General features: G+C 71.9%; 21 protein-coding genes. 7 read left to right on the forward strand and 14 right to left on the reverse strand.

Annotation, left to right across the window (positions count from 1 at the left end; genetic code table 11):
• The first annotated feature begins 23 nt into the window (after window positions 1-23).
• A complete protein-coding gene (locus SMIR_RS03340; protein WP_249938334.1) occupies window positions 24-227 on the forward strand; it encodes a YlcI/YnfO family protein in 204 nt (67 codons plus the stop codon).
• Window positions 228-260: 33 nt separating this feature from the next.
• Here SMIR_RS03340 and SMIR_RS03345 read toward each other — a convergent pair whose 3' ends face one another.
• Window positions 261-566, reverse strand: a complete 306-nt coding sequence (locus SMIR_RS03345) for a 4a-hydroxytetrahydrobiopterin dehydratase (RefSeq protein WP_168497474.1) — start codon at window positions 564-566, stop codon at window positions 261-263.
• 245 nt (window positions 567-811) lie between these two features.
• Complete coding sequence (locus SMIR_RS03350; RefSeq protein ID WP_212726482.1) at window positions 812-1723, reverse strand: LysR family transcriptional regulator; 912 nt, start codon at window positions 1721-1723, stop codon at window positions 812-814.
• Between the two features lie 178 nt (window positions 1724-1901).
• Between SMIR_RS03350 and SMIR_RS03355 the strand changes: the two genes are divergently transcribed.
• The 3 genes from SMIR_RS03355 to SMIR_RS03365 all read left to right on the forward strand — a co-directional run bounded on the left by SMIR_RS03355 (window position 1902) and on the right by SMIR_RS03365 (window position 4298).
• Window positions 1902-2462 (forward strand): DUF6817 domain-containing protein, encoded by a 561-nt coding sequence (locus SMIR_RS03355; RefSeq protein ID WP_212726483.1) that lies wholly within the window; start codon window positions 1902-1904, stop codon window positions 2460-2462.
• Window positions 2463-2524: 62 nt separating this feature from the next.
• Window positions 2525-3376 (forward strand): helix-turn-helix domain-containing protein, encoded by an 852-nt coding sequence (locus tag SMIR_RS03360; RefSeq protein ID WP_212726484.1) that lies wholly within the window; start codon window positions 2525-2527, stop codon window positions 3374-3376.
• A 55-nt stretch (window positions 3377-3431) separates the two neighbouring features.
• The gene (locus tag SMIR_RS03365; protein WP_168497466.1) at window positions 3432-4298 is read left to right on the forward strand and encodes a Sco1979 family transcriptional regulator; all 867 of its coding nucleotides are present in this window, start codon (window positions 3432-3434) and stop codon (window positions 4296-4298) included.
• A 62-nt stretch (window positions 4299-4360) separates the two neighbouring features.
• On the opposite strand, the gene dnaK is transcribed toward SMIR_RS03365, so the two are convergent.
• The 6 genes from dnaK to SMIR_RS03395 form a co-directional block, all read right to left on the reverse strand.
• Window positions 4361-6226 carry a molecular chaperone DnaK gene (gene dnaK / locus SMIR_RS03370; RefSeq protein ID WP_212726485.1) on the reverse strand — a complete coding sequence of 622 codons (1866 nt, stop codon included), beginning with the start codon at window positions 6224-6226 and terminating at the stop codon, window positions 4361-4363.
• 130 nt (window positions 6227-6356) lie between these two features.
• Window positions 6357-6782: an OsmC family protein gene (locus SMIR_RS03375; protein ID WP_060901013.1), complete on the reverse strand. Its 426-nt coding sequence runs from the start codon at window positions 6780-6782 to the stop codon at window positions 6357-6359.
• Between the two features lie 86 nt (window positions 6783-6868).
• Entirely contained in the window at window positions 6869-8605 is a 1737-nt protein-coding gene (locus tag SMIR_RS03380; protein ID WP_422664505.1) for a vWA domain-containing protein, read from the reverse strand.
• Window positions 8606-8676: 71 nt separating this feature from the next.
• A complete protein-coding gene (locus tag SMIR_RS03385) occupies window positions 8677-9738 on the reverse strand; it encodes an ATP-binding protein (RefSeq protein WP_168497460.1) in 1062 nt (353 codons plus the stop codon).
• Window positions 9739-9863: 125 nt separating this feature from the next.
• Window positions 9864-11948, reverse strand: a complete 2085-nt coding sequence (locus SMIR_RS03390) for a phage holin family protein (protein ID WP_212726486.1) — start codon at window positions 11946-11948, stop codon at window positions 9864-9866.
• A gap of 87 nt (window positions 11949-12035) precedes the next feature.
• Window positions 12036-12470 carry a hypothetical protein gene (locus SMIR_RS03395; protein WP_168497456.1) on the reverse strand — a complete coding sequence of 145 codons (435 nt, stop codon included), beginning with the start codon at window positions 12468-12470 and terminating at the stop codon, window positions 12036-12038.
• Window positions 12471-12555: 85 nt separating this feature from the next.
• On the opposite strand from SMIR_RS03395, the gene SMIR_RS03400 reads away from it, so the two are divergent.
• The gene (locus tag SMIR_RS03400) at window positions 12556-13329 is read left to right on the forward strand and encodes an MBL fold metallo-hydrolase (protein WP_168497454.1); all 774 of its coding nucleotides are present in this window, start codon (window positions 12556-12558) and stop codon (window positions 13327-13329) included.
• Window positions 13330-13367: 38 nt separating this feature from the next.
• The gene (locus SMIR_RS03405) at window positions 13368-14018 is read left to right on the forward strand and encodes a DedA family protein (RefSeq protein ID WP_422664506.1); all 651 of its coding nucleotides are present in this window, start codon (window positions 13368-13370) and stop codon (window positions 14016-14018) included.
• An 18-nt stretch (window positions 14019-14036) separates the two neighbouring features.
• On the opposite strand, the gene SMIR_RS03410 is transcribed toward SMIR_RS03405, so the two are convergent.
• From SMIR_RS03410 to SMIR_RS03425, 4 genes are all read right to left on the reverse strand, one after another.
• A complete protein-coding gene (locus SMIR_RS03410) occupies window positions 14037-15161 on the reverse strand; it encodes an MBL fold metallo-hydrolase (RefSeq protein ID WP_212726487.1) in 1125 nt (374 codons plus the stop codon).
• Window positions 15158-16405 (reverse strand): aminotransferase class I/II-fold pyridoxal phosphate-dependent enzyme, encoded by a 1248-nt coding sequence (locus SMIR_RS03415; protein ID WP_212726488.1) that lies wholly within the window; start codon window positions 16403-16405, stop codon window positions 15158-15160. Before SMIR_RS03415 ends, SMIR_RS03410 begins: the two co-directional genes overlap by 4 nt.
• A 94-nt stretch (window positions 16406-16499) precedes the next feature.
• Window positions 16500-17492, reverse strand: a complete 993-nt coding sequence (locus SMIR_RS03420) for a hypothetical protein (protein ID WP_212728510.1) — start codon at window positions 17490-17492, stop codon at window positions 16500-16502.
• Between the two features lie 157 nt (window positions 17493-17649).
• Window positions 17650-18237, reverse strand: a complete 588-nt coding sequence (locus SMIR_RS03425) for an ANTAR domain-containing response regulator (protein WP_422664391.1) — start codon at window positions 18235-18237, stop codon at window positions 17650-17652.
• 293 nt (window positions 18238-18530) lie between these two features.
• Here SMIR_RS03425 and SMIR_RS03430 point away from each other — a divergent pair, with 293 nt between their 5' ends.
• On the forward strand, window positions 18531-19658 hold the full coding sequence (locus tag SMIR_RS03430) for a PAS domain-containing protein (protein WP_212726489.1): 1128 nt from the start codon (window positions 18531-18533) through the stop codon (window positions 19656-19658).
• Window positions 19659-19661: 3 nt separating this feature from the next.
• Here the strand turns inward: SMIR_RS03430 and SMIR_RS03435 are convergent, their stop codons facing one another.
• Window positions 19662-20456 carry an RNA polymerase sigma factor SigF gene (locus tag SMIR_RS03435; protein ID WP_168497446.1) on the reverse strand — a complete coding sequence of 265 codons (795 nt, stop codon included), beginning with the start codon at window positions 20454-20456 and terminating at the stop codon, window positions 19662-19664.
• A gap of 201 nt (window positions 20457-20657) precedes the next feature.
• Window positions 20658-22667 (reverse strand): hypothetical protein, encoded by a 2010-nt coding sequence (locus SMIR_RS03440; protein ID WP_212726490.1) that lies wholly within the window; start codon window positions 22665-22667, stop codon window positions 20658-20660.
• Between the last annotated feature and the right edge of the window lie 20 nt (window positions 22668-22687).

Raw genomic sequence — 22687 nt, forward strand, 5'->3', positions numbered from 1 at the left:
CAATCTAGCTCAACCATGGTCCCATGAAACATGTGAACCTGAGACTCCCCGACGATCTGCACGAACAGGCCCGAGCCGCCGCCGAGGCCGACGACCGTTCCCTGAACTCCTGGCTGATCGCCGCCGTGCGACAGGCCGTCACGTCGGGCAAGACACCAAAACGCCCTGAAGGCGATTCGGCCACCCCTGCCCCGCCACGCGGGAGCGGGCATTCGCACCAGTCCTGAAGGACCGGGCACCCTGCCCGAAACCGAGGCGGATCAGCTTGCGCCATGTCCCGGAGCGAGTGCCTCCACCGTGCGAGCGAGCTTGAGGTCGAGCTCGGTGACGGCGCCGCCGACGCTGTGGGTGTTCACGGTGAGGGAGATCGTGTTGTAGCCGAGGGTGAGGTCGGAATGGTGGTCGAGCTCCTCCTGTACCTGGGCGATGTGTACGACCATCGCGGTCGCGGCGAAGTGGGAGGGGAGGTGGTAGGAGCGGGCGAGGTGGTCGCCGTCCAGCGACCAGCCGGGCAGCTCCGCGAGCTGCTCCTCGATCTCCTTCTGCGACAGCGGTTCGACGGGCATGGCCTCGCTCCGTTCTTCGTACGGCGGGGTGCGGTGGGGGCTGGTCCTCAGCCTGCCACAGTCCCCCGACCAGGGGATCGAAGGTGCTCCGTACCGCGCGGCGTCCTGTCGCATTCCCCCGAAACCTGCTCCGTTTCGCCCTTCCTCTCGGAAGGGGAAGGGGCGCGTGAGCCGTCGGACAGAAGTAGGGCTGCGCACAAGGCTCATGGGTCGAACCTACTGATCCGCGCTGCCCGATCTGCGTGCTACTTGAGCTGCGTGTTGGCGGCCCTCTGCGTACAGCTGTGGGCGACCGTGTCGGCGAAGACCCGAGCGAGTGGGGTGAGGGCGTCCCAGCGGCGGACGGCCCAGCCGACCGGGAGCGGGGGCAGATTGGAGATGGGGACGAGGCGGAGGGGACCGTCACCGGGGATCTCCCAGCCGGGCAGCACAGGCACGACGGCGTGGCCGAGGCCGAGCTCTGCCAACAGGAGGGCGGTGTCCCAGTCGGCGACGCTGGTGTCGGAACCGCTCCGGATACCGAGTTCGGCGAACGCGGCATCGAGGCGGGCGCCTGAGCTGGAGTTCTGGGGGAGTCGGATGAGGCTGATGTCGCTGAGTTCGGCTGTGTTGACATAGGGCCGGCCCGCGAGCGGATCGTCGGCACGGACAGCCAGCACCCAGGGCAGGGCGACGACGGGGCGCTGCTCGATTCCGCGCACTGGGCCGGCGATCGTGACCCAGGCGAGGTCCAGGTTGCCGGCGGCGAGGGCCTCGAAGCAGTTGCGGCTGGAGGTCTCTGTCTGGAACTCCAGACTGACCTTCGGGTAGCGCTGACGGAAGGCGACGATGGCGTCGGACATGAAGTGCCGCACGGTTGTTCCGCCCGTGGTGACGCGCACAGAGCCGCTGTCGCCGTTGACAAGGTCTCCGAGACGCCGCAGGGCCAGATCCAGACCGGCGATGCTGTCCGACGCGGCCTCGCACAAGACGCGCCCCGCATGTGTGGGCACGACACCTCGTGGCTGGCGCTCCAGGAGGCTCACACCGGCCTCTCGCTCCAATCGCTTCACATGCTGGCTCACCGCTGACTGCGTGCAGTCCAGCTCCCGGGCAACGGCGCTGAGGCTTCCCGCCCTGCACACGGCCACGAAGACGCGCAGGTCCTCCAAAGTCATAACCCCAAGCTATAGCTTGGGCATAGCTAGAAATCCATAGGATTGACTGGGGGTTATGGGGTCCAGGATGATCGGTGCAGGGCCCAGGCGGCAACCCGTCCGGCGCTTTCGCGGGGTCCGGACCACAGGCGAAGGCGCGGACGGGTGCCGACCCCAAGCGACGGAAGGACACCGCCCTGTGCCTGCTTCTCCTGCCGCTGCCGGCCAGGCCATCGCGCTGCTGCGCAAGCTCGGCGCTGCGGACATCGCCCATCCGGGCGGCACTCTCGTCACCCATCTCCAGCGCGTCCAGGGACAACTCGCCGTATGGGGCGCCCGCCCCGCTCTCCAGCTCGCGGGCCTGTGCCACGCTTTCTACGGCACCGACGGCTTCCCCACTGCTTTGCTTTCTCCGGACAGCCGCACCGAACTCGCAGAGGCGATCGGCGCCGAGACTGAATCCATCGTGTATCTCTACGCGTCGTGTGACCGGAAGGCCACCTATCCAACGCTCGCGGATGCCGACGGGGCCTTCCGGAATCGGTTCACCGGCCGCCTCCACACTCCCCTGCCGCAACTTCGACGAGACTTCGCCGAATTGTCCGCCGCCAACGAACTCGACCTTGCCCGCATTGACCCCGTCTTCCGCGAGCAGTGGGGAGCCGAACTCCTCGCCCTGTTCACCCGATTCCAGCCCCTGTTGAGCCAAGCCGCTTGGTCGGACTGCCACACAGTGCTTGCCGCGGCTCCGCAGGACTAGGACGCGTATCGGGTTGCGATCGCCACGCACCACCCACGGCCTTCCTCGGTTACGGTCGGCGTATGTCCATCGTCGCGTCCGGTCCGACCAGGCCCTCAACCAACTCCGTCGGCAAAGGCGTCGGCCCGCTGCTGCGCGGCTGGCGGGAACAGCGTCGGGTCAGCCAGCTGGAACTGGCGCTGCGGGCCGACTCCTCGGCCCGGCACATCAGCTTCATCGAGACCGGCCGCTCCCGTCCGAGCGAGGAGATGGTGCTGCGGCTGGCCGAACACCTCGACGTCCCCGTACGGGAGCGCAACGCGCTGCTCCTGGCCGCCGGCTACGCGCCCCACTACCCGGAGCCCCCCCTCGACGACCCCTCGATGGACGCCCTGCGCCAGGGCATGGAGCGGCTGATCCAGGGCTACGAGCCCTACCCGGCGCTGGTGGTCGACGCCACGTACACCGTGCTCGCCGCCAACCGGGGCATCACCATGCTCCTGGAGGGCGTCTCCGAGTCGCTGCTCACGCCGCCGCTGAACGCGATGCGGCTGACCCTCCACCCGGAGGGCCTGGCGCCTCGGATCCGCAACCACCGCGAGTGGCGCGACCACCTGCTCGCGCAGATGGAACGGCAGATCGCCCTGGACCGCTCCGAGCCACTGCGTGCGCTCTACGAGGAGGTGGCGGCCTACCCGGTACCGGACCAGGGACAGGAAGGGAAAATGGCGCTGGAACCGGATGAAGATGTCGAGCCCGTTCCCTATTTCGCTCTCCCTCTGCAGATCGAGCACGGCGGGCGCGTGCTGTCCTTCATTTCATCCATCTCCACCTTCAACACCCCGATGGACGTCACTGTCGCCGAGCTGGCCATCGAGACGTTTCTCCCCGCGGATCCGGCGACGGTCAAATACCTTCAGTCACTGGTGTCTTGACGGAGCGTCGCCGATCCGTTTGAGTGGAGGCTTCGGCGCTTGGGGAGGGCGTGGCGTGAGTGAGCGGCGGGCTGCGCCCACCGTGGGGCAAGTGGTGCTCGGGCGGCGGCTGCAGGAATTGCGGGAGGCCACCGGGCTGAAGCGGGAAGAAGCCGCGCGTGTCCTGCGTGTCGCCCCGGCGACGGTGCGGCGGATGGAGATGGCCGAGGTCGCCCTCAAGATCCCCTACCTCCAGGTGCTGCTGACGACGTACGGAGTGGCCGACGACGAGGTGGCCGCCTTCGTCGCGCTCGCCGAGGAGGCGAACCAGCCGGGCTGGTGGCAGCGGTTCCACGATGTGCTGCCGGACTGGTTCAGCATGCACGTCAGCCTGGAGGGCGCCGCCCGTCTGATCCGCTCGTACGAGCCGCACTTCGTGCCCGGGCTGCTGCAGACCGAGGAGTACGCGCGCGCCGTGCTGGAGGCGGGAACGGTGGGCCAGACGGGGCCCGAGGCCATCGAGCGGCATGTGACGCTGCGCATGACGCGGCAGCAGCTGCTGCTGAGGCGCGAACACCGGCCCCACCTCTGGGTGATCATGGACGAGACCGCGCTGCGGCGCCCGGTGAGCATCCGTGGGGAGGTCATGCGGGACCAGATCGACCGGCTGCTGCGGGAGATGGAGAGCGACGACATCTCCGTCCAGGTCGCCGAGTACGCGAGCGGCCCGCATCCGGGGACGTACACCTCGTTCGCGCTGTTCCGCTTCGCGGAGCCGGAACTGCCCGACATGGTCTACAGCGAGTACCTGACCGGTGCCATCTACCTGGACTCGCGCCCCGAGGTGGCCATGCACCTGGAAGTGCTGGACCACATGTCGGCCCACGCCGCCTCCGTGCCCCGCACCAAGGAGATCCTGCGGGAGATCCGGGACTCCTACTGAGGAGTTCCCAGCGAGGACTTCCCAGGGAGGGGCTCACACAGAGCCCCTCTCCTCAAAAGCCCTTACGCCGCGCCGCCCCTCGTCTCCCTCTCGTCGTCCACGATCTCGGCGTCCACCACACCGTCCTCCGCCGCCGTGGTGTGCTCGGCGGCCGGCTCCTCCCGGGGGGTCTGCTGGGCCTGGGCGTACATGGCCTGACCCATCTTCTGGCTCACCGAGGCCAGCTTCTCGACGCCGGTGCGCAGGGCGGTGGTGTCGGTGGCGGAGTCCTCCAGGAGGCGCTTGAGGTCGGCGACGGCGGACTCGACCTCGGGCTTCGTCTCTGAGGGGATGCGTTCGCCGTTCTCACGGAGGAACTTCTCGGTCTGGTAGACGAGTTGTTCGGCCTGGTTGCGGGTCTCGGCGGCCTCGCGGCGTGCGCGGTCCTCCTCGGCGTACTGCTCGGCCTCGCGCATCATGCGGTCGATGTCGTTCTTGGGGAGCGCGGAGCCGCCCGTGACGGTCATCTTCTGTTCGCGCCCGGTGGCGAGGTCCTTCGCAAAGACGTGCATGATCCCGTTGGCGTCGATGTCGAAGGCGACCTCGATCTGCGGGACTCCGCGCGGCGCGGGCGGCAGCCCGGTGAGGTCGAAGACGCCGAGCTTCTTGTTGTACGCGGCGATCTCGCGTTCGCCCTGGTAGACCTGGATGCCGACCGAGGGCTGGTTGTCCGCTGCGGTGGTGAAGATCTCCGAACGGCGGGTCGGGATCGTGGTGTTGCGCTCGATGAGCCTGGTCATGATGCCGCCCTTGGTCTCGATGCCGAGGGACAGCGGGGTGACGTCGAGGAGTAGGACGTCCTTCACATCCCCCCTGATGACACCCGCCTGGAGAGCCGCGCCGAGCGCCACGACCTCGTCCGGGTTGACACCCTTGTGCGGGTCCTTGCCGGTGAGCTCCCTGACCAGGTCTGTGACGGCGGGCATCCGGGTCGAGCCGCCGACCAGGATGACGTGGTCGATCGCGGCGAGCTTGACGCCCGCGTCCTTGACCGCCTGGTGGAAGGGGGTCTTGCAGCGGTCGAGCAGATCGGCGGTCAGCTCCTGGAACTGAGCACGGGTCAGTTTCTCCTCGAGGTGCAGGGGGCCGTCGGCGGTGGCGGTGATGTAGGGCAGGTTGACGGTGGTCTCGGAGGAGCTGGACAGCTCGATCTTGGCCTTCTCGGCACCCTCGCGCAGCCGTTGCAGCGCCATCTTGTCGTGGCCGAGATCGATGCCGTACGAGGCCTTGAAGCGCTGCGCGAGGTGTTCGACGATCCGCTGGTCCCAGTCGTCGCCGCCGAGCCGGGTGTCGCCGTTGGTCGCCTTGACCTCGATGACGCCGTCGCCGATCTCCAGGAGCGAGACGTCGAAGGTGCCGCCACCCAGGTCGAAGACGAGGACGGTCTGCTCCTCGCCCCGGTCGAGGCCGTAGGCGAGGGCGGCGGCCGTCGGCTCGTTGATGATCCGCAGCACCTTCAGGCCCGCGATCTCGCCCGCCTCCTTGGTGGCCTGGCGCTGGGCGTCGTCGAAGTAGGCGGGCACGGTGATCACGGCGTCCGTGACGTCCTCGCCGAGGTAGGCCTCCGCGTCCCGCTTCAGCTTCTGCAGAACGCGCGCCGACAGTTCCTGGGCACGGTAGCGGGTGCCGTCGACGGAGCCCTGCTCCGGGAAGCGCCAGCTCGCTTCGCCCATGTGGCGCTTGACCGAGCGTGCGGTGCGCTCCACGTTCGTCACGGCCTGACGTTTGGCGACCTCGCCGACGAGCACCTCGCCGTTCTTGGCGAAGGCCACCACGGAGGGGGTGGTGCGCGCGCCCTCCGCGTTGGTCACGACGGTGGGGTCGCCGCCTTCGAGAAGGGCCACCACCGAGTTCGTCGTTCCGAGGTCGATCCCGACCGCACGTGCCATGTCCGTCCCCTTCCGCCAGGGCGCTGCCCACCTTCAAGCACAAAACTTGAGTGCGTTCTTGTCAATGGGGCGGACATGACAGCGCCGCGGGCCCTGCGTGGGGACCGCGGCGCCGTACTGCTTCCGGACGTCAGGCCAGCTTGGCCGTCAGGGTGATCGTCGTGCCGGTCAGCGCCGCGCTGACCGGGCAGTTCTTCTTCGCGTCCTCGGCCGCCGCGACGAAGCCGTCGTTGTCGAGGCCCGGCACCGTACCCTCCACCGTCAGGTGGATGCCGGTGATGCCCTCGCCGGGCTGGAAGGTGACGTCGGCGTTGGTGACGAGCTTGGTGGGCGGGGTGCCCGCGCCCGCGAGGGCGTGCGACAGCGCCATGGAGAAGCAGCTGGAGTGGGCGGCGGCGATCAGCTCCTCGGGGCTGGTCTTGCCGTTGGCGTCCTGCGCCCGCGACGCCCACGTCACCGGCTGCTGGCCGATGCCGGAGGAGTCGAAGGTGACGACGCCGCTGCCCTCGAGCAGGTTGCCTTCCCACACGGTGTGCGCGGTGCGCGTGGTTGCCACGATGATTCCCTTCGATGGGGTCCCGTTTTCGGGGTCCGTGCGCACCATCCGATCACACCTGCGCGCGACTCACCCAGAATGACAGCTCACCGCACGCGGAAGACCGGTCCCCGCGCCGTGAACGGGAGCCACGCGCCCTGCGGAATCAGATACGCGTGCTCGCGCCGCACCCGCAGCACGTCGCACCAGCCGTCCGTGATGACCAGCAGCGGCGCGCCCGGCGGGAAGTCGTCCGCGCGGTGCAGCAGATCGATGCCGGGCTGCAGCACCGTACCGCCGCGCCCGTGCACCCGTACCCGTCCGGCGATCTCGGTGACCGGCAGATAGCCCGCGTCGTGCGGCGCCGCGTCGCAGAACACCACCCGCGCGGCCGGTACGTCCCGGGCCTCGGCGTACGAGGCGATGGCGCCCAGCGCCTTGCCGAGCAGCGTGCGGTCCATGGAACCGGAGGTGTCGAGGACGACGCCGAAGGTGCAGCGGGCGATCTCCTCGGGCGGGAAGTACCGTCCCGCGCGCGGGATGTCGGGGGTGGACGCCTGACGGCGCGAGGGGCGCGCGTACGTCCGTACCGGCTCGGGGCGGGGCACGAACTCGTCGAACCAGCGGGCCAGGCGGGCGTCCCAAGGCAGCGGCGGATGGCTGAGCGCGCGGATCTCCTCGACCAGACCGCCCGGCAGATAGCCCCGCTCCAGCTGCTGGTGCAGGTCGAAGCCGTGGCTCAGGCCGCGCCGGTAGAGCTCGTCCAGGTCCACGTAGTCGCGCGGGGAGCCGAGCGGGGCGCCGAGGATGTCACCAACACCCTTGCCGCGGAGCGTGGACAGCCGGCGCATCCGGCGCAGGTCCTTCGCGATCCGGTCGTACACCTCCTCCGCCGACAGATCCTTCAACTCCGCGTCGTACAGAAGTCCTTCGGGCATCGTGCCGACCTGCATCTCGCACAGCCAGCCGTTGATGACGTAGTCGGCCGCGATGTTGAAGAGGTACGGGTCGCGGGGGCCGCAGCGGTCGCCGTGCCGCAGGGCGGCGTGCAGCATCTCGTGGGCGAGGACGAACCGCCATTCCTCGTCCTCCAGTTGGCGCAGCGGGTTGATGTAGATCTCGCCCGCCTCCGCGTTCACGGCGGCGACGGAGATGTCGTGGGCGCGGGCCAGTTCGGCGTCGGCGACCAGGGTGATGCCGGCCGCGATGCCGCCGAGCAGCGGGTAGGAGGAGATGAACCAGCTCAGCGCCCGCTCCCAGGGCTGTAGCCGGGTGGGCCCGCCGCGCATCGAGCCGCGGCGGCCGCCGGCCACGTCCATCGCCGTGGCCACGGTGCGGGTCAGGGCGTGCGCGAACTCGAGCTGCCAGTCCGGGGCCTGGCCGCCCTTCCAGGTGTCCCACGGCACCAGCAGCTGGTCCGGCTCGCCGCCGGCCGTACCGCAGCGCTCGTACGGGGCCGGAGTCCCCTCGCGCCGCCAGCGGGCGGCGAGTTGCTCCTCGTCGCCGTCGGGGTACGAGGGCGGCAGGTCCTCTGGGGTGAGGCCGATGGGGAAACCGAGCAGGAAGCGGTTGACGACCGCGCAGCGGGCGGCGAGGGCGTGGCGGTCGGGCTGCTCGCGCGTCTTCGGCGCCGCCGGGACATGGCCGAAGCCCAGGTGGATGATGGCGTGCGCGACCGCCCAGGCCCACTCGACGGGCTCGGCGCGGCGGGTGGGGTGGACGTGCAGTACACCGTTGGAGTCGACACGGACGAGACCGTCGCGGGGTGAGTCGGGGCAGTCCTCCTGGCGGCAGGTGCTGAAGCCGATGGCGGCGAGCGCCCGGTTGGCCCGCACCAGCCGCATCCCCTCCGCGAACGCCTCCGCCGCCAGGTCCTTCTTCGGCTGTCCCTTACTGCGGCTCGTCGGGGTGCGGCTCACTGCCGCGCCTCGACCAGCCGGGGCATGTCGCGGGCCGCCTCGACCAGGAACCAGGCGGGCAGGAGGGGATTGCCGTCGGTGTCCGGAGCGATGACGCTCTGCGCGACCTCCACGGAGATCTCGGCGAGCTGCACGAGCAGCGACTTGGCCCGATACGCGGTCTGCTGTCCGCTCGCGGAGAGGTGCTCCTTGCTGGCGGGCAGCTCCTTGACGAGCCGGCCGCGGAAGGACTCGGCGAGGTAGTACAGCAGGTCGCGGTCCTCGGGGCGGTGCGGCCAGCGGGCGTCGCCCTTGACGATCGCCTCGATGCCGAACCGGCTGCGCACGATCTTCACATAGCCGCAGAAGGCGACCGCGTGCGCGGGCGTCAGGGTGCCGTGTGCGATCACCTTCAGGGTCGGCTCGTCGAGGGCCGGCCCGAAGGAGTGCAGCGCGTCGGAGAGCATGTGCCAGGAGCGGGGCGTGGAGAACGGCTCCTCGGTCTTCGGCGGCTTGGACCACAGGTGGTCGGGCCGGTCGGTGAGGTGGTCCACGACCCAGGGGTGGATGCCGTTGGCCGCGGCCCAGCCGAGCCAGTCCTTGGAGGAGGCCTCCAGGTGCACGTGCGTGAGGCGGTTGATCAGCGCGGAGGCGATCGGGCGGGCCAGCGCGTTGTCGGTGGCGCGGTTGCCCGCGCCGATCACTATCGAGCCCTTGGGCAGCTCGTAGTTGCCGATGCGGCGGTCCAGGATCAGCGAGTAGAACGCCTTCTGCACATCCGGCGTCGCCGCGTTCAGCTCGTCCAGGAAGAGGCAGTACGGCTCGTCACGGGCGATCGCCTCCGGCGGGCAGAACACCGAGCGCCCGTCGCGGATCTGCGGGACGCCGATCAGGTCCTCGGGTGCGAGCTGGGTGCCGAGCAGGCTGACGCACTCCAGGCCCAGTGACTCGGCGAACTCCCTGACCAGGGAGGACTTTCCGATGCCGGGGGCGCCCCAGAGGAAGACCGGCCGCACGGTCGCGAGGCCGAGCAGCAGTTCCGGTATGCGGGCGGGGGTGACGGTCACGGCTGCCTGCACGCAACATCCTCGGGGGTCGGGAAGTGCCCCGCGGGTGCGCGGTGCTCCATGCGAACAGTGTGTGCGCGGGGCTCGCCGACCGCAGCCCATTTTCCGCCGCCTCGGCCCGGCCGCCTGCCCGTGGCTCAGGCGGCGCGCTCGTCCGCGGGCGCCGCCAGCGGCACCTGGGGGCCGTCGCACTCGCGCAGCCAGCGCCGCAGTACGCGGTGCACCTGCTCGGCGCCCACGAGATCCGCGTCGTCCTCGACCGGCACGGACAGGGCCGTCGGCGACAGCAGAAAGGGGCGTGCCTGGGCCCCGCCAAGTCCGCCGTGCGAGCCGATCTGCTCCTCGAAGGCGAGGACTTCGCCCTCCATCGGGTCGTACGAGGAGTTGACCATGATGTCGGCGACGTGCGGGAAGGAGTGCGTACGTCGTACGGCGTCGGCGGCGCCGGGGCCGAAGTCGGCGAGCGGGCCCGGGCGCGCGTCGTCGAGCTTGTCGATGGGCACCTCCGCGCCGTTCGCGCCCAGCACGAGTCCGCCGTACTCCTCGCTGCGGACCAGCACGAAGCCGACGCCGGGGTGGTTGGCGAGGGTGGACAGCAGCGCGGGGTGGCGGCGGTCGATCTCCTCCCGGCTCATCCGGTGCGGCACGTCGGGGAAGGACACCAGGCCGAGGTTGCCGGAGGCCAGCACGATGGGCTCGGAGCGGCGCGAGGGACGGTGGTGCTCGCCACGCTCCTCGACGGGTCTGCGCAGCGCGGCCCGCACCGCCGCCCGTGCTTCGGTGCCGCTGTGCGTGCGCTGTACCTTGCGCGGCACGGGCAGCCCGCACCCGGCCCGGACCAGGCTGCCGAGGCTGAGGCCGTAGCGGGTCAGGAAGGTCTCGCCGGGGCTCTGGCCGTGGTCCGACAGCACCACGATCCGGTAGGGCCGCGGGGCGTGTTCGGCGACCTTGGCGATCAGGGCGAGTGACCGGTCGAGGCGCTCCAGGACCTTCTCGGTGTCCCGGCTGCGCGGCCCGGAGTGGTGGGCCACCTCGTCGTACGCCACCAGGTCCGCGTAGACCGCGTTGCGCCCGGCGAGCATGTCGCCGATCACCGCGGCGACGACGACGTCCCGCTCGACGACGGTCGCGAAGGCGCGCACGAAGGGGTACAGCCCGCCGCGCTTGACCCGGGGCCGCCGCTTCTTCATCCGGGCCCACGTGGACTGGCCCATCTCGCGCAGCACCTCGGCGACGAAGGACAAGGCCGTACGGACGGCGTTGGCGGGGTCGCTGAAGTACGCGAAGTAGCCCGAGCGGGAACGGTTCTCCCTGCCCCTTCGCGCTGCCATGGACAGCACCAGGGCCAGCTGGTCGGCGCCGCCGCTGAAGAGGTTGCCGCGGCTGGCGCCGTCGACGGTCAGCAGGCCCCCGTCGCCGGTGTGCTCGATGGCCCGGCGCTGGAGTTCGGCGGCGCTGGAGGGCCGGTTGCACACCATGACCTCGTGCGTGTCCTTCTCGTACCAGCGGAAGGCCGGCACGTCGTGGTTGCTGCCGTGCAGGATGCCGAGCTGGCTGGCGCCGGTCTGGCTGGACCAGTCGGTGCGCCACGGGGTGAGCCGGTGGGTGGGACAGCCGCCCTCCCCGGAGCCCTCGAGCCACTGCGCGACGGTGGGCATCAGCCCCTTGCCGACCGCCTCCTCCAGCACGTCGTGGCCGACGCCGTCGAGCTGGAGGAAGACGGCACCGGGGGTCGCGGGCCAGGCCTGACCGTCACCGCGCCTGCGGCGCCGGTCGGCGAGCCGGGAGAGCCTGCGCCGGTAGGCGTCGTCGTCCCGGACGGCGAGGGCACCGCCGGTGGCCGAGGCGACCGCGGACATCACGGCGGCGACGACCACGGCGGTCTCGGGCGCGGCCTCGCCCTGCCCGGAGGGGTTGATGCGCAGGGCTATCAGCAGCAAGGAGCCGTTCAGGAAGAAGACGAGCAGACCGAGGACCAGCGCGGGGACCAGGAGCAGCGCCCGTACGAGCAGGGGCCACACGAGCGAGGAGAGCAGACCGAAGACGGCCGCGCCGACCCCCGCGGTGACGGCGATCCGCGTGGCGCTGTCGCCGTTGCTGGACTCCAGCTGGAAGTCGGGCAGCACACCGGCGAGGACGAGCATGGTGACCGTGGACACGGCCCACACCGCGATGCTCCGCCACACTCCGCTGAGAAGTCGCCGCCAACGCCTTCCGCCCACGCCCTGTCCACCTCACGTCCCGGCCCGCCCGGTGTGCGAGGCCGCTCCCACCCTGTCACAACGGTCGAGCGGCCCCCGGTGTCCCCCTCAGCGGCCGTCGTAGCCCGCGGTCGGCATCGACAGACGGCGGTGGACCCGGGCCTTCATCTGGGCGTCGTACGACGGTTCCGCGCACCCGACCGTCTCGATCCGTACGCCGCGGCGGGCGCACTCGGCGGTGAACTCGTCCACGGAGGCGAGGGCGCGCTCCAGGACACGACGGCTCGGCGCGACGAACAGGTCGACGAGGCCCGCCTCGACGTCCGCCCACAGGGTGCGGTGGTCGGGGCGCAGACCGCGGACGAGGAGCTCGCGGGTGACGACGTAACCGCGCTCGGCGGCCCAGCGGGCGCACATCGCGTACTGGCTGCGGGAGTCCACGAGGAAGGGGTCCGCGTCGAGCTCCTCCAGGGGCGTCAGGCTCGCGATGGCCGTGACGCGGACTGTGGTCGGCACGGCGGAGGCGCTGCTCGCGTGTCCCATGGCGTCCCCCCTCACCTCCGGGTTTCGCCGCCGACCCTACTCCTGCACGTAGGCTCGAGGGGAGTCGCACGGAGGAGGCAAAGAAGTGCCGGTGGAGATCACCTGGTGGGGGCACGCCACTTGCACGCTGGAGGACTCCGGCACACGCGTCCTCACCGATCCGCTCTTCGCGCGCCGGCTCGCGCACCTGCGGCGCAGGCGCGGGGCGCCGCCCCCTCCCGAGGCCGCGGTCGCGGACGTGGCGCTGGTCTCGCATCTGCACGCCGACCATCTCCATCTGCCCTCGTTGCAGCGGCTCGCGCCGGGCACGCTGGTACTGGTGCCGAAGGGCGCACCGCGCGTGGTGCCCGCGCTGCGCAGGCTGGACCATCTGCGGTTCGTCGAGGTGGCGCCCGGGGACCTGACCCAGGTCGGTGACCTGGTCGTACGTACGGTGTCGGCGCGGCACGACGGGCGGCGACTGCCGGTCGGACCGCATCGCTCCCCCGCGCTGGGCTTCGTGGTGGAGGGCGAGGCGCGGACGTATTTCGCCGGGGACACCGGGCCGTTCGAGTCGATGGCCGAGGAGGTCGGACCGGTCGACGTGGCGCTGCTGCCGGTCGGCGGGTGGGGCCCGTTCCTCGGGGAGGGACACCTGGACGCGGGGCGGGCCGCCGAGGCGCTGGCCCGGCTGATGCCGAGGAGCGCGGTGCCGGTGCACTACGGCACGTACTGGCCCATCGGCATGGACAGCGTGCGCCCCCATGAATTTCATGCGCCGGGTGATGAGTTCGTGCGCCTGGCTGGTGAGCGTGCGCCCCAAGTGGCGGTGCACCGGCTCGAACACGGCGAGAGCGTGCGCCCGGAGGTCGCGCGGTGACGCCTCTGACCGCCTTGGGCGCGGCCCCGGCGATATTCCTGTCCGCCAAGAGCACCGCCCCGGCCGTGTTCCTGTCCGCCGCGGGCGCGGCCGTGTCACCGGAGAGCACACAGCAGGCGATCGGCTATCCGTCGCTGTTCGTGCTGGTGCTGATCGGCGCGCTGGTCCCGGTGGTGCCGACGGGCGCGCTGGTCAGTTCGGCGGCCGTGGTGGCCTTTCACGAGACGGCGCCGTTCGCCCTGCTGCTGGTCTTCGTGGTGGGCTCGCTCGCGGCGTTCCTCGGTGACGTGGCGCTCTACTGGCTCGGCCGGCGCGGCATGGGATCCAAGAACGGCTCGCGCTGGCTGGAGGCCATCCGTGTGCGCGCCCCGGAGGACCGCCTCGCCCAGGCCCAGGAGAAGCTGGACGACCACGGCGTCGCCGTCCTCGTCCTGTCCCGCCTCGTCCCGGCGGGCCGCATACCGGTGATGCTCGCCTGCCTGCTGGCGAAGATGCCCCTGCGCACCTTCGCCCGCGGCGACATCCCCGCCTGCCTCGCCTGGGCGGCCACCTACCAGGTCATCGGCATCCTCGGCGGCTCCCTCTTCGACGAGCCGTGGGAGGGCGTCGTGGCGGCGGTGGTCCTGACACTGGCGGTCAGTGCGGCGCCGGGAGTGTGGCGGAGGGTTCGCAGAACCGCGGCCCGGTAGGCACCCCCACCACCGTCGTCACCCCAGGACCCGAGAACCCCCCACCGCCAGATCCCACAGATTCCCCCGCTCCAACCCCACCCGCTCCCAAGCCGCCTTCACCCGGGTCAACGGCTCCAGCACGGGCTCCGCCGACAGCACGAATGTCCCCCAGTGCATCGGCGCCATCCGCCGAGCCCCCAGGTCGACAGCGGCCCGAACAGCCTCTTCCGGGTCGCAGTGGACGTCACTCAACCACCACCGGGGGTCGTACGCCCCGATGGGAAGCAGGGCCAGTTCTATCCCCGGGTACCGCTGCCCGATGGCCGCGAACCAGTGCCCGTACCCCGTGTCCCCCGCGAAGTACACCCGCTGTCCTTCGGGCGCCGTCAGCACCCAGCCACCCCACAGCGTGCGGCAGGTGTCGGTGAGACCGCGCTTGGACCAGTGGTGCGCGGGGACGAAGTCGAAGCGCACACCGTCGAGTTCGACCGCCTCCCACCAGTCCAGCTCCGTGACCCGGGTGAACCGGCGGCGCCGGAACCAGCGCCCGAGTCCGGCCGGCACGAACACCGGTGTGCCGCGCGGGAGTCGGCGCAGCGTCGGCGCGTCCAGATGATCGTAGTGGTTGTGACTGATGACGACCGCGTCGACGCGCGGCAGCGCGCTCCAGGCCACGCCGACCGGGGTGATCCGGGCCGGGGTGCCGAGGATCTTGCGGGACCAGACCGGGTCGGTGAGGACGGTGAGCCCGCCTATGCGGATCACCCAACTCGCGTGCCCCGCCCAGGAGACGGCGACGGTACGCGCGCCCACCCGCGGCAGCGGCCCCGGTTCGAAGGGCAGCAGCGGAATGCCGGCGAGCCCCTCGGGCCCCGGCCGCAGCGCCCCCTCACGTGCGAACCGCGCGAAGGCCCGCAGCCCGGGCAGCGGCGCGGTCAGCCGGTCGACGAACGACCGCGGCCACACACGGCGCTCACCGAGCGGACGGGGTTCGGCGAGAGGAGGGGGCTCGACGAGCGGACGGAGAGGAAGGACAGGTGAGGAACGCCCCGCCGGCGGGGCCATGGAGGACGCCGGCTCCTCGGCGTCCTGCGTGTTCGTGGACTCGGACGTGCTCGTGGACGTACTCGTGCTCGTGGTCGACTGGGACTGCTGCGTCATCGAGGAGGCTCCCATCGCTGAGCGTCGTCACGGAGATCGTCGAACGCCGACCCCAGGAGGGTCAACGCGCGTTGCACCTGTGGCAGTTCCAACGGGGAGGGTGAACTGAGGCATTCCGCCCGCTCCTCGTCGGTGGTGCCGAGCAGCGCTCCGGTCTCCAACCGCACGCGCAGCGCCTCGAGATCGTCCCCGAAGCGGTGGCCGCCCGGCGCGGGCATGCCGAGCCGGGCGGTGAGGAAGTCCTCCAGTTCCTGTGCGTCCCCGACGCCGAGAGCGGTCAGCGCGGAGCTCAACGGGCCGAGATCCACGTACAGATGTCTGCCGGCCTGCGGCGGCCGCGCGAGGGCCCCCGACCCGACCACCGCGCGGTGCGCGGCGAGAGCCACGCGCGCGTGCAGGCGTACGGCGGCGGTCAGCCGCTCGGTGACCGCGTCGGGCTCGCCGAGCGCGTACGCGGCCGCCGCGGCGACCGGTTCGGCGACCCGGGCACCGAGCACGGTGAGCACGTCGAGGACGCGGGAGCGCAGCCGAAGGCCCTCGTCGGTGTCCGGGAAGCGGGCGACGGCGGCCGGCCAGCCCTGCGGCAGGAAGGCGCCCGCGAGGTCCGTGAGCACAGTGACCTCGCCTGGGAGCATCTCGGCGGGGCTGAGCAGCACGGTGTCGTGCGGCCGGTGCAGGGTGTCGCGCCAGGTCTCGTCGCTGACCACGTGCAGTCCCTCGCCCACCGCGGCCTCCACCGTCTCGTGCACCACCTCGGGCGGTGCGACGGTGGCGGTGGGGTCGTCGGCGACGGAGAGCACGAGCAGGCGCGGGTCGCCGCCCTCGGCGCGGACCCGGCGGACGGTCTCCAGAAGTGCGTACGGATCCGGCAGGCCGCCGCACTCCGCGGGCGTCGCCGCGTGGAACACGGACCGGCCCAGCAGACGGACCTGCGGTGCCCACCAGGCGGCGCACGGGCGCGGCACCAGGACGTCGCCGCCGAGTGCGCCGGTCAGCGCGAGGAGCAGGGCGGGGGCGCCGGGGGCGGCGACCACCCGGTCGCGGTCGGCGGCCAGGCCCCGCCGGGTCCAGTAGCCGCAGGCGGCGTCGAGGAGCACCGGGCCGCCGCCGGAGGGCTCGGCGTGGGCGTGGCCCGCCGCGTCGGCGAGCACGGCGCGCAGCTCGGCCAGTACCGGCAGGCCCTGATCGGGAAGAGGAGGGCCGTAGCGGACCGGACCGTGCCCTTCCGGAACCGTCCGCCGCATACGTGCCTCCGTGCAGTCCGTGGTGCCGTGCCCTGTCGTTACCCAGGCTCCCGTGCCGCCATGGGCGCCCGGCCGGGTTGCGCCCGTCGCAGCGTCAGCGGTGGGAGGAGCCCTTTTGGCGCAGCCGGTGGACGGCCGCGCCCAGCGCGCCCACGATCAGGACGCCGCCGGTGATCAGGGCCGGGACGGAATCGGTGAAGGCGCCGCCCCCGCCGCCCTGCACTCCGTACTGCGCACCGGCGGGGCGCTCCGCGGTGTCGTGATCCGCGCCGGTGTCACGCCCGGCGCCGGTGTCGTGATCCGCGCCGGTGTCACGCCCGGCGCCGGTGTCATGAGCCGCGCCGGTCTCGCGCCCGGCACCCGTGTCATGCCCCGTACCGGTGTCACGACCCGCGCCCGAGTCATGAGCCGCACCGGTCTCACGCCCCGCACCCGAGTCATGAGCCGCACCGGTCTCACGCCCCGCACCCGAGTCATGAGCCGCACCGGTCTCACGCCCCGCACCCGAGTCATGAGCCGCACCGGTCCCACGCCCCGCACCCGCGCCGACGCCGGTGCCGGTGCCGGTGCCGGTGCCGTGGGACACGCTGTACGAGGCGTTCCACGGCCGCTCCTGGCCGCCCGGCGCGACGGGACACACGCCGTTGACGCCCCATTGGGCCTCGCGGTTCCCGGCGTCGGAATCGCTGTTGAACTGCTCGCCGGCCCCGCCTGTCACTCCGAACCCGCCGGCCCCTCCAAGTCCGCCAACCCCTCCGAGTCCACCGGATCCAGCGTCGGAAGTCCCACCCGCCGGGATACGGGCCGTCCCACGGTACGAGGCGGCGCCGCCCGTCTTCTCGTCGCCGCCCGTGACCCGGTGCAGCTGGACCTTGCCCCCCTCGAAGCCCTGGGAGTGGGCGTCGATGGACTCGGGTGGGGTACCGCCGATCGCGTCGCAGGTGACGGAGATGGAGAGGAGACCACCGGGGCCCACGGAACGGGGATCGACCTCCGCGCCCGGATCCGCGGACGCGGCCGTGGCGGCAGCCCCCAGGGCGGTACAGGCCAGGGCGGTGGCGGACAGGACACGGACGGTACGGCGCATGGGTCGGGCTCCTTCGGACAGACACTGTCTGAAGGGGGCACGGCCGTCGCGCCCCCGCCCCATCACAGCCCGCCCCGGCGCCGGGCGCGCGCGGCCGGACACCATTCGCGCGACACGGGCGTCCGAGCGGGTGACAGCGGGAGCTCGGCCGACCGGGTCAGTCCGAGAGGGAGACGAGCTCCCGTTCCAGGCCGCGTCCGCGCTTGTCCACGACGACCGAGGCGACATCGGACAGTTTGCGCTGGGTCGCCTGCGAGATGCGGCGCAGCACGCCGAAGGCCGCGTCCGCGTCGCAGCCCAGTACGTGCATGACGATCCCGCACGCCTGGTCGACGACGGGCCTGGTGCGCAGCGCGGCGCCGAGCTGGTCGAGCTCGGTGAGCGCGGCCCGGTAGGAGCGGTCGCGGACCAGGCAAGTGACGGCGAGGTCGCCGAGCGCGCGGGCGGGTCCGTGCGGGGCGTCCTCCAGGGCGCCGGGCCGGAAGCTGTAGAGGCTGAGGGTCACGGTCAGCCCGGAACGCCGGAAGGGGATCGTGACACTGGAGCGGACACCCGAGTCGAGGGCCATCGCGCGGTACGCCGGCCAGCGCTCCTCGCGCAGCAGGTCCGCCGAGTCGACGGGCTCACCGCGTTCCAGCGCGGCGGGGATCGGACCGTCTCCGGAGCGGAGTTGGACCGAGACGAGTGCGGCGAGGTCGGGGTGGGTGACCGCGGCGGGCCGTTCAGGGCCGCCCTCGGAGACCATGCAGCTGGCGCCGCAGCAATCGGTGGTGCAGCGGGCGGCCTGCTCGGCGAGCTCCGACAGCCGTCTCCCCGGGAGTGCGGATTCCGGCGACCGCGTTCCCAGGTGACCGAGTTGACCGCCCTGACCGCCCCGACCGTGCTGATCGTTTTGACCGCGTTGCTCAAGTCGCTCCGCATACAGCATGGTTCACCCCTCCTCCCTCCGCGCCTTCCCGCTCACCTGCGCGGAAAACAGGCGCGGCGGGTTACACCCCCGCCACGCCCGGAACCAGACCTTCGGGTTACGTTCATCGCATGGCGCAGACGGACGAATTCGGTGAAGAACTCGCGGATTTCGTGCGCCGCGTGGCGGAGCTCAAGGCGGCTCGATCGGTACCGGCCGACGACCTGCCGACGGTGCTCGACGCGGCGATCTTCGAACTCGACCACGTGGCAGGCCAGTTGTGGCCCTGGTACGAGAGTCTGTCCTCGACGGGCCCGTCCGGCGTCGTCTCCGTCGACCGCCAGGAGCAACAGCTCCTCAAGGCGCTCTTCCAGCGGGTGCCGGTGCCTGTCGCGCTGGTGGACCGCGAGACTGTGGTGCGCAGGCTGAACTTCGCGGCGACCTCGTTCACCGGCGTCCGGGCCGGCTACGCGACGGGCCGGCCGCTCACCGGTTTCCTCGCGCACGCCGACCGTGCCGCGTTCCGCTCGCAGGCCGCGGCGGTGGCGCGCGGCGAGGGCGACCGCAGTCTCACCGTGCACCTCCAGCAGCAGCCCGCCGTGCCGGTGCGGGCGACGCTCACCGCGCTGCGGCCCAGCGGCGAACCCCGCACCGCCGTCCTCGTCGTCCTGCAGCCCGCGGACAGCCGGGTGCCGTCCCACGAGCGCGTGCCGGGCCCGGTACCGACCCTGACCGAGACGACCCGGCACGCGGCGCTGATGGACCTGGTGGACGCCATGACCACGGCACTGCTCAGCGGCCCGGTCGGCGATCCGTCCGGAGTGCTGGAGCGGGCGGCCGGGGTGCTGCACGGGCGGTACGCCGACTGGGTGGTGGCCGACGCGGCGGGGGCGGCACGGCTGTACCGTACGACGGTGCTCGCCCCCTCCGACGGAGTGGAGGAGGCGAGGGACGTGGCCGCGCAGGATCCCGCCGCGTGTCCGCTCGTCGTCGAGGCGGCCCGGGGCGGATCCACGGCGCTGCGGGTGCGCCCCGAGGATCCGGACGCCTTCGGCCGTGACGCCTCGGGCGCCCCGATCCTCGTACGCGCGAACGTGACGTCGCTGCTGTGCGTGCCCCTGACCTTCGCGCCCGGCCCCGTACAGGGCGTGCTGACGCTGTTCCGCTGCGGCGCCCGTCGGGCGTTCTCGATGGCGGAGGCCCAGGCGATGGACATGATGTCCCGCCACGTGGCCCTGGCGATGAGCGCGCCCCGGTAGCGGCTACGCGGCGTCGCGCATCACCTGGTCGCGCAGCCGGTGGCAGCACCGGCTGATCAGCCGCGACACGTGCATCTGCGAGATCCCGAGTTCGTCGGCGATCCGGCTCTGCGTCATGTCGCCGAAGAACCGCATGTAGAGGATGGTGCGTTCACGCTCGGGCAGGGCCTGCAACCGGGGCTTGACGGCCTCGCGGTCGATGACGACGTCGAGCGCGGGGTCGGCCGAGCCGAGGGCGTCGCTGAGCGAGTAGCCGTCGTCGCTGCCGGGGACCTCGGCGTCCAGGGAGAGCGCCGTGAAGCTCTCCAGAGCCTCCAGGCCGGCCCGGACGTCCTCCTCGCTCATCCGGGCGTGCTCGGCGATCTCGGCGACGGTGGGCCTGCGGCCCGAGATGGTCCCCGAGAGTTCCTGGACGGCGAACCGCACACGGTTGCGCAGGTCCTGGACGCGGCGCGGCACGTGCAGGGTCCACATGTGGTCGCGGAAGTGCCGTTTGATCTCGCCGGTGACGGTCGGCACGGCGTAGCTCTCGAAGGCGTTGCCGAGCTCGGGGTCGTACCGGTCCACCGCCTTGACCAGACCGAGCGCCGCGACCTGGCGCAGGTCCTCCAGGCTCTCACCGCGGTTGCGGAACCGGCCCGCGAGCCGGTCCGCCATCGGCAGCCAGGCCTCGACGATCTGCTCGCGGAGCGTGTCGCGCTGCCGGCCCGGAGGGAGCGAGGCGAGCCTGCGGAATGCCTCCATGGTGTCGGGGGCGTCGTCGTGCGGATGGCGTTTCGCGCTCACTTGGTTTCGCATGGTGCGTCGCAACTCCCTTGCAGGTGCCTTGGGTTGGACGGTCACCGAGGGAGCGCACAGGTGCGTCGAACGGCACACCCGTGGCGAGGACTTCCCCGCTCCCACGGACGTGCCTCCTGTCCGAAGCACTGAATTCCGCCTGCCCCGGCCTGTGCGAGGCAAACACCGGGGCAACCACCCGCGCCTGTCGGCGCCTTGGGCTCAGGGAAGGGCGAGCAGGTACTCGATCGCGGCGCGCAGCTCCTCGTCCTGGAGGAAGGCCTCGTAGTTCCGTTCCTGCGCCAGGCGGCCGTCGAAGCCCCGTACCGTCCGCAGTGCGGCGCGTGTCGCGGGGGTGAGGGTGCCGATCCGGGCCAGGGCTCGCAGCGCCTCTCCGAAGGGCCAATAGTCGTCGCCGCCGTCGGCGATCGGCAGGACGAACTCCGCCAGGACGGAGATGCTCGGCTCGGGCTCGCCCGTGCCCGACCAAAGGGCGAGCGCGGCCTCGATCCGGCGAAATCCGTCGGTGTTCTCCATGATGTGCCGCACCCGGTCGGCGTACGGCGCGGCCGCGGGACCGAACTCGGTCAGCAGGTGGACGGGCCCGTAGTAGGGACCCTCCTCGGTCAGCACCGCGTCGCCGATGAGCCGCAGCGCCGCCGTACGGTCTCCGCCCATCTGCGAGGCGGCCCACGCCACGTTCCGCTGGTATTCCGGCCAGTTGCGCGGCTTGCAGGCGCGCAGGGCGGGCTCGGCGGACGCGGCGCCCGGCCCCATCGCGGCCAGCACCTCGACGATCGAGAGCGAGCCCGTGGCGTCGTCCAGAAGCGCCACGACCTCCGGCAGCGCGGGCAGTGCGTCCGGCCCCCACGCCTTGAGGACCTTCAGGAAGGCGCCGGTCAGCGGGCCGTGGCCGCCGTTGTGCGCCGCGTGGTGCCGCATCACCTCCCGCAGGTCGGGCAGCAGGACGTCGGCATGCGCCCGCAGCGGAACCAGCACGGCGTCGACGTCCGGAAGTCGCGGGTCGCTGACGCAGTAGCCACGTCCGTAGTGCTCCCGATAGGGCTCGTAGAGCCGCTCGACGAGCCCCGGCATCGCGCGCGGGTCGCCGATCCGGGTGAGCGCCCAGCGCGCGTACTCACCGACGGTCCCCTCCAGGCAGGGATCCTTCCCCGGGTCGTCGAGCAGCGTGGCGAGCCGGTCGGCGTACCGGGCCGACTGCCGGCCGAGCACCGCCAGGAGGTGTGCCGCCCGCAGGCGCACGGGGTCGGCCGGGTCGTCCAGCAGTCGGCCCGCCACCGGCAGCAGCGCGGGCGCCGCGGACGGCCTGAGCACCAGCAGCCGCCACGCCTCGTCCAGCACCGCCCCGGACAGTTCGGTGTCCCCGGTGCGGGCCGCCGCGTCGGCCAGCCGGACCACGAAGGAGGCGGCCGTCCGGGCGTCGTGGTCGAACAGTTCGGCGGCCCAGGTGACGACCGCTTCACGGCTCCAGGGTTCCTCGACGCCCACCACGTACCAGATCTCCTCGAACCTGGGCCGTACGGCGAGGTCGGAGAGTGTCTCCACCAGTGGGTCGATCCGCCGGACCGGCTCCTGCGGGTCGAGCCGTTCCCAGGCGATCACGGCCGCGACCTTCATGACGGGCTCGCCGTCACGCAGGACGCCGTCGAGGACCGCCCGCACCTCCTCGACCGACCGGGCATCCGCTTCCGCAGCAGCGGCCACCCATCCCAGCTGCAGCAGCACCGGCAGACGCACCGCCGGGTCCGTCTCGGCCCGCCACCGCTCCAGGAGCGGTACGACACCGTCGGCGAGCGGAATGGCCTCCCGCCGCACATCGGGGTCCGGGTCCGCGAGCAGCGCCAGGACCGCACCCTGGTGACGTCTCCACGCCGCGGGCCACCCCTCGTCCACCAGGTCCGGCCGAGCCGTCCTGGTCGCGTGCCCGAAAGCCACCAGCAGTCCTACGAGGTCGACTCGCGCGCCCGCCCCCGGGTCGGCGGCGAGCGCCACCACGAAGGGCAGGGCCGCGGTCGCCGCGGAGGGCACCCCGCCGTTGCCCGCGACCAGGCAGGAGTACAGCGGGTAGCAGTACTCCTCCGTCGCGGCCCGGCCCGCGAGCGCCAGCCGCCGCAGCGCGCGAGGCACCTCCTCGACCGGGTGCCGGGGCAGCGCCGACTCGAGCCGGTCCCACGGCACCGCGTCCAGCGCCTCGAGCGATATCCCCGTCACTTCGACCCCCATGACCTCGG

Origin of the sequence: Streptomyces mirabilis, assembly GCF_018310535.1 — a bacterium.
In the GTDB taxonomy this organism is placed as follows: domain Bacteria; phylum Actinomycetota; class Actinomycetes; order Streptomycetales; family Streptomycetaceae; genus Streptomyces.